This window comes from Bacillus sp. EKM208B, assembly GCF_011800725.1.
GTDB classification, from domain to species: domain Bacteria; phylum Bacillota; class Bacilli; order Bacillales; family Bacillaceae; genus Bacillus; species Bacillus velezensis.
Window position 1 is genome coordinate 138,730 of record NZ_JAANHO010000007.1, and the last position, 12,276, is coordinate 151,005.

Genomic DNA, 12,276 nt, shown 5'->3' on the forward strand with positions numbered 1-12,276 from the left:
ATCATTCGATTGATTGAATGGCGCGGTCAGCTTTTTCTTTCATTCCGTTAAGGCGCGTTTTAAAATGCTGAAATGTGCTGATCTTCTCATCAATCATCTCAAGCTGGTGGTTCAAAGCGTGCTGAATCTCTTCCAGCTTTTCTTTCCGTTCCTTCGGATCCAGTGACAACAAGTACCCCTCTTTGTTTAATTCCAGCTGACGGCTCATCTCCATAAACTGCTGAAGCTCCTGAAGGGAAAAACCGAGCACTTCTTTTGTGCTGGTTACTTTTTCGAGCTCCTCCATATCATCTTCAGAGTAAAGCCGGACGCCGCCTTCTGTCCGTTTAGGAGCAGGAATCAAACCAATCTCCTCGTAAAAACGAATGGTTCGTTTTGTCAATCCGCTTCGCTTGGCAACTTGATCAATCTTCATCCATTCCAAGGTGAATCCCCCTCTTGTCGTATCTGTTTCTATTATACACCATTTGAACCTTAACGTAAACGTAAACTTTTTTACGCCTGATAAACTTTGCTTGGACAAAACGTTTGTCTTTAAAGCGCCGGGAGACATCTGTGCAAGATAAAAAAAGCCGGTATGACCCGTCATCTTCTCGGGGGCCGTACCGGCTTTTCTTAATTCTCAAGTTCTTCAATCATCAGTGACAATTCGGTCCAGCGCTCCATCGCCGCTTCGAGCTCTTCAGCCGTTTTTGCCTGTTCGGCCATCAGTTCTTGAATCTTTCCGAAATCACTTCCCGCTTCAGCGATATCCGCTTCCAGACGCTGATGCTTTTCTTCAAGGCCGGCGATTTTGTCTTCGATGCCGTCCCATTCGATCTGATCCTTATATGAAAGCTTTTTGCGCTTTTTCTTCGGCTCTTCTTCCGCCTTTTTCTCTTCGGCCGGCTGTTTTACCGCCGTCTTCTTCGCTTTTGCGTGTTCCATGTATTCACTGTACGAACCTTGGAAACGGGAAATGACACCTTGTCCTTCAAATACGATCAGGCGGTCAATGACGCGGTCAAGGAAATAGCGGTCATGGGATACGGTGATGACGACGCCTGGGAACTGTTCGATATAATCTTCGAGCACGCTTAATGTTTCCGTGTCCAGATCATTGGTCGGCTCATCTAAAAACAGCACATTCGGTTCCTGCATCAGTACATTCAGCAAGTACAGACGGCGCTTTTCCCCGCCCGACAGCTTTCTGATATACGTCTGCTGCATCGGACGCGGGAACAGAAAACGCTCAAGCATTTGTTCCGCGGTGATGACATCGCCTTCCGCCGTTTTGACGATTTCAGCCGTCTCTTTTATATATTCAATGACTTTCATATCACCGTTCATTTCGCTGTGATCCTGGGTGTAGTAGCCGATCCGGACCGTCTGCCCGATGGTGATATTGCCGCTGTCAGGCTGAATTCTGCCGGCGAGGCTGTTTAAAAGTGTCGTTTTCCCGATTCCGTTCGGCCCGATGATGCCGATTCGTTCCCCCGGGATGACAAGCTCATTAAACTGGCTGATCAGCGCTTGGCCGTTATAGGTAACGGAGACGTTATCGGCTTCGATCACCTGTTTTCCGAGACGGTGGGAGCCGATCGCGAAATCGAGTGATCCGGAGACTGCCGGCCCTTTTTGCTCTTTGAGCGCCTCCGCTCTGTCCACTCTCGCTTTTTGTTTCGTCGAGCGCGCTTTCGCCCCTCTTCTGAGCCACGCCAATTCGCGGCGCAGGAGGTTTTGACGTTTTGTTTCTTTCTGCTCCGCCAGCGCTTCCCGTTCGGCCCGTTTTTCCAAGAATACTTCATAGTTTCCTTTATACGTATAAAGGCTGCCTCTCTCAAGCTCGTAAATTCTATTCGTCACCCTGTTCAGAAAATATCTGTCGTGCGTGACAAGCATAACGGCGCCCGGATATTGCGATAAGTAGCCTTCCAGCCATTCAATCGTTTCATTGTCCAAGTGGTTTGTCGGTTCATCCAAAATGAGCAGGTCAGCCGGCTGGATGACGTTTTTCGCAATCGCGACGCGCTTTCTCTGGCCGCCGGACAGCTCGCTGACATCCTTCATCAGATCGGTGACGCCAAGTTTGGTTAAAACCGTTTTGGCTAACGTATTCGCCTCCCACGCATCATTCTCGTCCATTCGGGCCTGCGCATCAAGCAGCTGTTTCTGGCGCTGGTCATTTTCCGGTTCTTCATTCAGCGCCTGAAGCGCTTTTTCGTACTCTCTCATCGTTCTCATGACGGCTGATCCGCCGGAATAAATATGCTCAAGTACGGTTTGTCCGGCCGGAAGCTCAGGGTCCTGATGCAAAAACTCAATATGCACGTTTCCTGAGGCCGTAATCTCGCCTTCCTCCGTTGATTCAAGGCCGGCAATGGTTTTCAGAAGCGTAGACTTCCCCGTTCCGTTCGGGCCGATTAAACCGATTCTTTCATTCTCTTCAATATGAAAGGAGATATGGTCGAATAATGTCTTATCTCCGTATGTTTTATAAAGGTTTTCCGCTTTTATGATGCTCATGGTCCCTATCAATCCTCACGTAAGTTCATGTGTTCATTTTAAATCAGGCGCTGGAATAAAACTAGTAAAAGGACAGACAAATTTCTTGGAAGAGATCATTTTGTCCGAAGAATGTTTCCGCCTCTCCTTTTATACACTGGAGGTGAAGAGGTGATGACATGATCAGCATCAGTTTGTGCGTTATCGTGAAAAATGAAGAGGAAGTGCTTGCGGGCTGTCTTGATTCCGTCAAAGACATTGCGGATGAAATTGTGATTGCTGATACGGGCTCGACCGACCGGACGAAAGAAATCGCGGCCCGTTATACGGATAAGATTTATGATTTTGAATGGATCGATCACTTTGCGGCCGCCCGTAATTTTGTGTTTTCGAAAGCGGAAATGGATTATATTCTGTGGCTGGACGCCGACGATATGCTGACGGAGAAGGACCGTGAAAAGCTGATTGCACTGAAGGCGTCGCTTTCAAAAGAGGTGGACGCGGTATCCATGTATTATCACGTCGGCTTTGATGATCGGGGAGAGGTCAGCTTCAGATACCGCCGCAACCGACTCGTCAAGCGTGAAAAAGAGTTCCGCTGGATCGGAGCCGTGCATGAGTATCTTGAAGTATACGGAAACATCATAGAAACCGATATTGCCGTCACACACCGGAAATCCGAGAAAAAGCACTCGCCCCCCTCAGACCGCAACTTGAAGATTTATGAGAAAATGGCGGAAAACAGTGAAACGATGACACCGCGCGATTTGTTTTACTTCGCGAATGAATTAAAGGATCACGGCCAGTATCAGCGCGCCATCACGTATTATCACCATTTTCTTTCCACAAAACAGTGCTGGATCGAAGACGAGATCAGAACGTGCCAATATCTATCCGATTGCTACAGGGCGGTCGGCCATGAAGAGGCCGCCATGACATCTCTCTTAAAATCATTTCTGATCGATTGTCCGCGGCCGGAGTTCTGCTGCAGGCTCGGCGACTATTTTGCGGAGAAACGGCAATACCGGCAGGGCGTGTTTTGGTATGAGCTCGCCCTATCCGCCAAAAGCAGTGATGCAGGCTTTACCCAGCTCGAGTACTCCACCTGGTATCCCCATCTGCAGCTCTGCGTCTGCCACTGGCAGCTCGGCGACAGAGAAAAAGCGAAGATTCATAACGACAAAGCCGCCTCCTATCATCCGTCACATCCGAGTGTCCTGTATAATCAAAACGTGCTCGGCACATAACATCGAAAAAAAGAGCTGCCCCCGTGTGAAGGGCAGCTCCTTATTGATTACGCTGTCGGAATTCCTCCGCTTACACTGTAAATTTGGGATGTCACATAGCTCGATTCTTCTGAGGCCAAAAAGACATAAATCCCTGCTAGCTCCGCCGGCTGTCCGGCGCGCTTTAATGGGACGGCCGGTGTTTCCTTGCCGAATTTCGGAATGTTTTCACCGGGCTGTCCTCCCGAAATCTGCAGCGGCGTCCAGATCGGCCCCGGCGCTACCGAGTTGACTCTGATTCCTTTATTCGCCAGCTGCTTTCCTAAGCCGACGGTAAAACCGATAATGGCATGTTTCGTCGCGGCATAATCCAACAGCATCGGGCTTGGATTATACCCTTCTACGGACGTTGTCGTAATAATAGACGCGCCTTCCGGCAGATACGGAAGCGCGGCTTTGACGAGCCAATACAGCGAGAATACGTTGACTTCAAATGTTTGATAGATTTGTTCTGTGGCAAGATCGCTGATATCATCCACTGCCTGCTGTTTGCCGGCGACAAGAGCGAGCGTGTCAAGACCGCCAAGCTCTTGATACGCTTTTTCCGCCAATTCTCCGCAAAACGTTTCATCGCTTAAATCTCCCGGCAGCAGAACGGCTTTTCTTCCCTCTTTTTCAATTAACGCTTTCACTTCTTCGGCATCCGGCTGTTCCTCAGGCAGATAGTTAATCGCCACATCCGCCCCTTCCCGGGCATAAGCAATCGCGGCGGCCCGGCCGATACCTGAATCGCCGCCGGTGACGAGGGCTTTTCTTCCCTTCAGCTTGCCGGCTCCTTTATAGCTTGTTTCACCGCAGTCCGGCACAGGCTTCATCTCTTTTTGCAAACCGGGCGGTTCTTGATATTGTTTTGGAAATTCATCATGATCATATTTCGTCAGCGGGTTGTGCAGATTTGCATCAGACATACAAGACTCTCCTTTATCATTGGTGATGTATTCGTATGTGTACCCCTTTAGCATGACGGATCAAACGTGTAAGTGCAGTTTTCGATTGATAAAGGGAAAACAAAAAAGGAGCCCGTAAGCTCCCTTTTTTTATGACTCTCCGAGTACGTTTTCAGCCATTTTCGCTAAATGCTGGGCGCTTCCCGAAATTTCCTGCATCGTGGCAGAAATTTGTTCAACCGCCGCCGCTTGGCCGTCCGTGTTCTGGTTGATGGATTCAATTGAGTCCTCCAGCCCTTTCAGCAGGCTGTGGATTTTTTTCGTAATTTGGTCAATTTGGCCGACATTGTCTTTTGAATGAGTGGCAAGCTTGCGGATCTCATCCGCCACCACGGAAAAGCCCTTGCCGGATTCTCCTGCTCTCGCGGCTTCAATGGCCGCATTCAAACCGAGCAGATTGCTTTGATCCGAGATGCCCTTGACAGTGACGGAAATGTCGGCGATTTCTCCCGCGCTTTCACTGACTTGTTTCGCCTGAGTGGAAATCCCGTTCATCTGTGCTGAGAAACCGCTGATGGATTCTGAGATATCCGCGATGGCCGAAGCGGTCTGCTCCACGACGGCGGACAGGCTTTCAGCGACATCATGAAGCTTGGCTGATTTTTCAAGGCTCGTGCCGAGACCGACGCCGCCGATGACTTTTCCGTTTTCATCGTGAAGCGGAATCGCTCTGGCGATCAGCGGAAATCCGAACAGCTCTTTCGGCACCATGCTTGTCTTCTTCTGATTCATGCGGATCGCGTCTGTAATGATGTCCCCTTTTTGCAGCGGGTCCCCCGGCTTTACGTTAAGAGAAAACGTTTTAGCCGGAATATTCACGATTAATTTTTCTGTATCATAAATTCCGATGGTGATGTCATCTTGGATCAGGCTGTTTAAAAAAGGCGCAACTTTGACAAAAGCGTCAAGCAGGCTGTGCGTTTGCTGCTCCGTCTGTATACTCATTTCTTTCACTCCTTCTTAATATGGGAATTGCCGTTTTTCATGCTGAACCGAAATCCATTTCAGCGTGGTGAATTCTTCAAGGCTCCATTCGCCGTTCAGCCTGCCGAGACCTGATTGCTTCTCGCCGCCGAACGCGACGTTCGGTTCATCATTAATGGTCGTATCGTTGACGTGAATCATGCCGGTTTCGATCCGCTTAGCAAACTCAACGCCGCGCTCAACGTTTGCTGTATGCACGGCTCCGCTTAAACCGAACGGTGTCGCGTTTGCGATGCTTACCGCTTCATCCTCCGTTTCAAACGGCATGATGCAGACGGCCGGTCCGAACAGCTCCTCCTTCGCGATGCTCATCTCAGGTTTCACATCTTTTAAAATGACGGGCTCAGCGACCGTTCCGCTGAATCGGCCGGACAGCACCGGAACCGCTCCCTCTTCTATCGCTTTTTCGACAGACCGTCTCAGACCTTCCGCCTGTCTCTCATTGATTAAAGGACCGATAACCGTATCAGGGTCCATCGGATCGCCGACTTTCAGCGATGACACTTTCGCTTCGTAAAGCTCTGTAAATTTGTCATATACAGATGTGTGAACGAGCACGCGGTTCGCCGACATACAGATCTGGCCTTGATGCGTAAACCGGCTGAATACGGCCGCATTGACGGCGTATTCAAGATCAGCATCCTCAAGCACGATCAGCGCGCTGTTTCCGCCAAGCTCCAACAGCGGTTTTTTAAAGTGTTTGACCGCAAGCTGTCCGATATAGCTGCCCACTCCGGTTGAGCCTGTAAATGAGATAATCCGCGGCACGGGATGCTCAACAAAGCTGTCGCCGATCTCCCCGATATCCGTCACGATAACATTCAGCAGCCCGTCCGGTACGCCGGCCGCTTCAAAAATTTTCGCGATAAGCGTTCCGCCGCAGATCGGTGTTTCTTCATGAGGCTTCAGCACGACGCCGTTCCCCGCGCCGAGTGCCGGCGCAACAGATTTCATCGAAAGGAAAAACGGGAAATTAAACGGGCTGATCACTCCCACGACTCCGGCGGGTATTCTGTACAGCCTGTTTTCTTTTCCGTCAATCGTGGACGGGAGAATTTTCCCTTCCATCCGCACCGGAAATGTTGCGGCTTCTTTTATCATATTTTTGACAAGTCCGATTTCAAACTCAGCCTTCAGCCGTGTTCCGCCAAGCTCCTCCATGATTAAGTAAATAATCGCTTCTTCATGCTCTTCGATGAAAGAAACGGCTTTTTCCAAAATGGCCCGCTTTTTAAAAGGGTTTACTTTGTCCCATTCTTGTTTCGCAAGAGCCGCGGCGCGATATGCCGCATCCACGTCATCAGACGTCGCTTTTTGGAATGAGGTGATGACTTTTTGAGTATAAGGATTTCTGTTTTCCAATACGTTCCGGCTGCTCCCATCCCTCCATCGGCCGCCGATAAACTGCTTATTTAGTTCTTCATATTGAAACATGTAAACATCTCCCTTTCACCGAAACTTGAAATTAGTTGATGAGTCATCTTTTGTATCGGTCTTAAGGTGAGAAAATTGAACTATTTCACAATAAAATTCCCGTTCCTTCCGTGCATCGACGCTTTTTAGCTTTGTCCTTTTAAAGTGGAAAATTCTTTAATTGACTGCGAGAAATTTCGACAATATAATACAAACGTCAGTGTATATAATGATGGGAATATTATGAATTTTCAGGAGGATCCATATGTCTTTACTATTTCGGAAAAAGCCGCTGGCCGACTTAAAGGCCCAGAGCAAACAGACCAGCCTGTCCCGCTCGTTAAGCGCTTTTGACTTGGTTTTGCTCGGAATCGGCTGTGTTGTCGGCACGGGGATTTTTGTGATTACCGGGACTGTGGCCGCGACAGGCGCAGGACCGGCTTTGATTCTGTCGTTTGTGCTCGCGGGCCTTGCCTGCGCGCTCGCCGCGTTTTGTTATGCGGAATTTTCTTCATCCATTCCGATTTCAGGCAGCGTATATACGTATTCATATGTCACTCTCGGGGAGTGTCTCGCGTTTTTAATCGGATGGGACTTAATGCTTGAATATGTCATCGCGCTTGCCGCCGTCGCAACCGGCTGGTCATCCTATTTCCAATCGCTTCTTGCAGGCTTCGGGCTGCATCTTCCGGAGGCGCTGACCGCCGCACCCGGCAGCAAAACGGGTGCCGTGTTCAACCTGCCGGCCGTTATCATTATTTTGGTCATTACCGCGATTGTTTCAAGAGGCGTGAAAGAAAGCACCCGCTTTAACAATGTCATTGTATTGATGAAAATTGCGATCATTCTGCTATTTATCATTGTCGGTTTCGGCTACGTGAAACCGGAAAACTGGTCGCCGTTTATGCCGTTCGGAATGAAAGGCGTCATCACGAGCGCCGCGACCGTTTTCTTCGCGTATCTCGGATTTGATGCCGTGTCAAACGCGTCGGAAGAAGTGAAAAACCCGCAGAAATCAATGCCGGTCGGAATCATCGGCGCGCTCGCCATCTGCACCATCCTTTACATTACGGTATCGCTCGTCCTGACGGGAATGCTTTCGTACACCAAGCTGAATGTCGGAGATCCGGTATCTTTCGCGCTTCAATTTGTCGGCCAGAACAAGATAGCAGGCATTATTTCCGTCGGTGCGATTATCGGGATTACAACGGTCATGCTCGCTCTGCTTTACGCTCAGGTGCGCCTTACATTTGCGATGAGCAGAGACGGCCTTTTGCCACGCATGTTTTCCAAGGTTCACCCGCGTTTTAAAACACCATTTCAAAACACATGGGTGACGGGGATCATTGCCGCCGGGATCGCGGGTTTTATTGATCTGGGAACCTTGGCGCATCTCGTCAACATGGGAACCTTGGCGGCCTTTACGGTCATTGCGATCGCCGTCATCGTTTTAAGAAAGAAACATCCGGAGATCAAATCTTCCTTCCGTGTTCCTTTCGTGCCTTTTGTGCCGATCATCAGCGCATGCTTATGCCTGTATCTCGCAAGCAGCCTGCCGGGCGTGACATGGATCGCCTTTGTCATCTGGATCGCCGCCGGGATCGTCGTTTATATGATGTATTCGAGAAAACACAGTTTGTTAAATAAATAAAAAGGGAGGCTCTTTTTTCTTTTTGAGAAAGAAGAGCCTTTTTTGCACTTGATAATTCATTCACCTTATGAATAATATGGTGTATGCTTCGTTTACATAAAAAGGAGGAGAATCACTTTGGCAATTGCCGCCCCGCTTAAAGAAAAACCTGTCCATCGTCCCGAGACAACCATGTATTCTATTTTGTTCATTATCGGGATCTGTCATCTGCTGAACGATTCACTGCAAGCGGTGATTCCGGCGATGTTTCCGATTTTGGAACGTTCCATGAATCTTACATTTACGCAGCTCGGAATGATCGCCTTTACGCTGAATATGGTGTCTTCCGTGATGCAGCCCGTCATCGGCTGGTATACGGATAAACGCCCGATGCCGTATGCTTTGCCGCTCGGACTCACCGCAAGCATGCTCGGCATTTTAGGTCTCGCGTTCGCCCCGTCTTTTCTGACGATTTTATGCTGTGTCTTTTTTATCGGCCTTGGCTCCGCCGTCTTTCATCCTGAAGGATCGCGTGTCGCCTACATGGCCGCCGGCGAAAAGCGCGGCTTGGCGCAATCGATTTACCAAGTCGGAGGGAATACCGGCCAGGCGATGGCGCCCTTGATTACCGCGCTGATTCTCGTTCCGCTCGGTCAATTCGGCTCTGTCTGGTTTACGCTTGTCGCCGCAATCGCTGTGCTGTTTCTCATTTATATCGCCAAATGGTATAAAGGCCGCCTTATTCATTTGCGCGCCGTAAGTAAAAAATCACCGGCCGCCGCTGTGCAGACCGTGATTACAAAACCGATTATTCTCGCCCTTATCATGATTATCTTCTTAATTTTCGCGCGCTCCTGGTATGTGAGCGCGATCGGCAACTTTTATACGTTCTATGCGATGAATGCCTATCATGTCAGCATTCAGCAGGCACAGAGCTACATCTTCGTCTTTTTATTTTTCGGAGCTGTCGGAACGTTTCTCGGCGGGCCGCTTGCAGACCGTTTCGGAAAGCGGAACGTCATCATCGTTTCGATGATAGCGTCGGCTCCATTGACGATTTTCCTTCCGTTTGCGGGGCCTGTCATCGCCTATGGCGTACTGGCGCTGATCGGTGTTGTTCTGATGTCTAGCTTCTCCGTGACGGTTGTCTACGCGCAGGAGCTTGTTCCAGGCAAAATTGGAACGATGTCAGGGCTTACGGTCGGGCTCGCCTTCGGAATGGGCGCGATCGGAGCCGTTGCGCTCGGAGCTCTTATTGATTCAGCAGGATTGACGCCGACCATGACAGCCGTCGCCTTTCTGCCCGTTTTAGGTCTGCTCGCCTTTGTCCTGCCGAGCGACAAAACATTAAAAGAATGGCATTCATAAAAACAATCCCTGCCGAAAAGGCAGGGATTTTATGTTTCAACCGTATAAAAATGGGTGTCAGGAACCGCATATTTCGGAATAAACCCGTCTCTGAAATCGGGAAATGCTTTTTGAATTTCATCAATCCATTTTTTCACGTTTTTGATGTACGGCACGTAAATCATATTGACTGTCGCCTCGTCATCAATGTGATAGTACCAGCACAGATTGAATTCGTTCTCCGTGACGAGCGTAAAGCCTGAAAAATGATAAAAAATCAGCGGGGTGTCATTGACATACACAGCCCCGTCACGCAGGCTGACGTCATATTGCTCAATATTCCAAAGCGCCGCATTCGCGCCGATCGACTCCGTGACATGAACGTGTTCAAACTGCGCGGGCCACTTTTCAACATACCTTTGGTCACCGTATGTCTTTTTTTCTTCATTCATCTCCACCGTACAATAGGAGATGCAATCCTGTCTCCACTGCCAGACCGCCCGATACGCTTCCCCGGTATTCCGCGCGCCGACAAACCCGGTGTTGTACTGCCCCGTCAGCTTGTAATAAGACGCAAACCGTTCTGAATTGCGGTGATCCGTCAGAAAAAGGGAAGCATCAGGCTTTTCCGCAAACAGCTCGCCCGCATCTGAGAAGAAAAAGAGATCGGTGTCCAAGTGGGCAAAATATTCGGCTTCATCATACTCTGTCATCACATGGAACAGAAAAGCCGGCTTCAGCGTCCAGCAATATTCATGAAACGTCCGGCCGCCCTTTGCTTCAAGCAGCTCCGGGTCCTCCATTTCATGGAGCTGAACCGCCGTGACATGTTCCCACGGCACCTGCTGAAGCAGTTCGTACGCTTTCTGATCGACACACAGCACATACAGATGAAAATCCCGGCAATGCTCATGGAGAGAATGAATCATCGGCATCAGTTTAAAGATATGCGTTCTGGAAACAATGGTTGAAAAATGATATTTACTCACCATATCACATCCAATTTATTTAAGATCCACATGCAGTAAATCAGCAGCCAGCGCTTTGAACGCCCTTGCAAAGTGCGTGACGCCCAGCTTTTTTTCCGCTTTTGCCAAAAGCTTCCCGACCTCCGGCAGATTGAAGCTGTTCGCCGTGATCCGCGGGCTTTTCGTCTTCCAGTCCGGGTCGAGGTTGCGGTCTTTAACCGCGTGGAGCAGTTCGAGAAAAATGTGCAGCAGGCTTTCATATTTCTCATAATCAAGCAGCACTTCGATGTCTGCCATCATGCTGTTGGTTAACTCCGCGTCAAACGGGCCGTTAAACGCGAGGTGCACGTCAAGCGAATGAATGTCATTGTACTTGTCGCACATGTACGCGATGTTCGCCCTGATGTCATCAACGGAAGCGCAGTTGCTCGGATGCTCCTGATGGACGCTCATGATATCGCGCCGCAGCTGAAATCTCATTCCCGACTGATGAAGCCTGATGCCGAGATCATAATCTTCAAAGCCGTATCTGACAATGCCTTCATCAAACAGGCCGAGATCTGCCACGTGCTGTCTCTTGACTGACGAATTGTTCGTAATGAAAAAACGCCACGGCAGACGGTAGCCGTTCAAATCATCTCCGTATTTTTCCAAAATGCTTTTCAGCACACGGATAAAGTCGGTATCTAAATCAAAGCATTGGTCAAGAAAACTTCCGTCTCTGATGTCACCTTCTTCAAGGAGCGGCTCTTTATCGCCCGGCAGCTCTTCATACAGTTCGGCGAGTTTTTCCTTATGCTCTTTTTCAAAACGGTCATAATAAAAGCTGTAAATCCGCTTCCAGAACATACCGCATACGACAAGATCGTCCCGGTTCTCATGAGCCTTAATATGCTTCGCCACCAAATCCTTTTCGGCAAGCATGTCGCTGTCATGGAAGATCAAAATATCGCCTCTGGCATTGCGGACCGCCTGATTCCGGCCGTAAGCGATCCCTCTGTTTTCTTTAATTCTCACAAAAATCAGCGGGAAATTCGCGCTGAATGATTCAAGCATGGATAAGGTTCCGTCTTCCGAACCGTTGTCAGCCACAATCACTTCGAACGGCTCTGTGCATTCCTGTTCATTCAGGGACAGCAGGCTGTTATAAAGCCTCTCCTTGGAATTATATGCGGGAACAATGACGCTTGCCTTCACTTTTCGTTCACTTCCTGTAT

The 12,276-nt window shown here is 49.3% G+C and carries 10 protein-coding genes; 3 read left to right on the top strand and 7 right to left on the bottom strand.

The window, feature by feature from the left end; translation table 11 throughout:
* Nucleotide 1: 1 nt before the first annotated feature.
* On the bottom strand, nucleotides 2-424 hold the full coding sequence (locus G9F75_RS14015) for a MerR family transcriptional regulator (protein ID WP_003155658.1): 423 nt from the start codon (nucleotides 422-424) through the stop codon (nucleotides 2-4).
* Between the two features lie 191 nt (nucleotides 425-615).
* Nucleotides 616-2,505 carry an ABC-F family ATP-binding cassette domain-containing protein gene (locus G9F75_RS14020; protein WP_167409173.1) on the bottom strand — a complete coding sequence of 630 codons (1,890 nt, stop codon included), beginning with the start codon at nucleotides 2,503-2,505 and terminating at the stop codon, nucleotides 616-618.
* Nucleotides 2,506-2,663: 158 nt separating this feature from the next.
* Here G9F75_RS14020 and G9F75_RS14025 point away from each other — a divergent pair, with 158 nt between their 5' ends.
* Complete coding sequence (locus tag G9F75_RS14025; RefSeq protein WP_022552735.1) at nucleotides 2,664-3,731, top strand: glycosyltransferase; 1,068 nt, start codon at nucleotides 2,664-2,666, stop codon at nucleotides 3,729-3,731.
* 47 nt (nucleotides 3,732-3,778) lie between these two features.
* Here G9F75_RS14025 and G9F75_RS14030 read toward each other — a convergent pair whose 3' ends face one another.
* From G9F75_RS14030 to yfmT, 3 genes are all read right to left on the bottom strand, one after another.
* Entirely contained in the window at nucleotides 3,779-4,678 is a 900-nt protein-coding gene (locus G9F75_RS14030; protein WP_021495145.1) for an SDR family oxidoreductase, read from the bottom strand.
* Between the two features lie 129 nt (nucleotides 4,679-4,807).
* On the bottom strand, nucleotides 4,808-5,662 hold the full coding sequence (locus tag G9F75_RS14035) for a methyl-accepting chemotaxis protein (RefSeq protein WP_014417157.1): 855 nt from the start codon (nucleotides 5,660-5,662) through the stop codon (nucleotides 4,808-4,810).
* A gap of 15 nt (nucleotides 5,663-5,677) precedes the next feature.
* Nucleotides 5,678-7,135, bottom strand: coding sequence for a benzaldehyde dehydrogenase (gene yfmT, locus G9F75_RS14040; RefSeq protein ID WP_007408954.1), 1,458 nt, complete (start codon nucleotides 7,133-7,135; stop codon nucleotides 5,678-5,680).
* Between the two features lie 244 nt (nucleotides 7,136-7,379).
* Between yfmT and bcaP the strand changes: the two genes are divergently transcribed.
* Both bcaP and G9F75_RS14050 read left to right on the top strand, forming a co-directional pair.
* The gene (bcaP, locus tag G9F75_RS14045; RefSeq protein WP_072177525.1) at nucleotides 7,380-8,765 is read left to right on the top strand and encodes a branched-chain amino acid transporter BcaP; all 1,386 of its coding nucleotides are present in this window, start codon (nucleotides 7,380-7,382) and stop codon (nucleotides 8,763-8,765) included.
* 117 nt (nucleotides 8,766-8,882) lie between these two features.
* Complete coding sequence (locus G9F75_RS14050) at nucleotides 8,883-10,112, top strand: MFS transporter (RefSeq protein ID WP_014417154.1); 1,230 nt, start codon at nucleotides 8,883-8,885, stop codon at nucleotides 10,110-10,112.
* Between the two features lie 29 nt (nucleotides 10,113-10,141).
* On the opposite strand, the gene G9F75_RS14055 is transcribed toward G9F75_RS14050, so the two are convergent.
* Both G9F75_RS14055 and G9F75_RS14060 read right to left on the bottom strand, forming a co-directional pair.
* Nucleotides 10,142-11,080 (bottom strand): putative nucleotide-diphospho-sugar transferase, encoded by a 939-nt coding sequence (locus tag G9F75_RS14055; protein WP_014417153.1) that lies wholly within the window; start codon nucleotides 11,078-11,080, stop codon nucleotides 10,142-10,144.
* A 15-nt stretch (nucleotides 11,081-11,095) separates the two neighbouring features.
* Complete coding sequence (locus G9F75_RS14060; protein WP_014417152.1) at nucleotides 11,096-12,256, bottom strand: glycosyltransferase family 2 protein; 1,161 nt, start codon at nucleotides 12,254-12,256, stop codon at nucleotides 11,096-11,098.
* Between the last annotated feature and the right edge of the window lie 20 nt (nucleotides 12,257-12,276).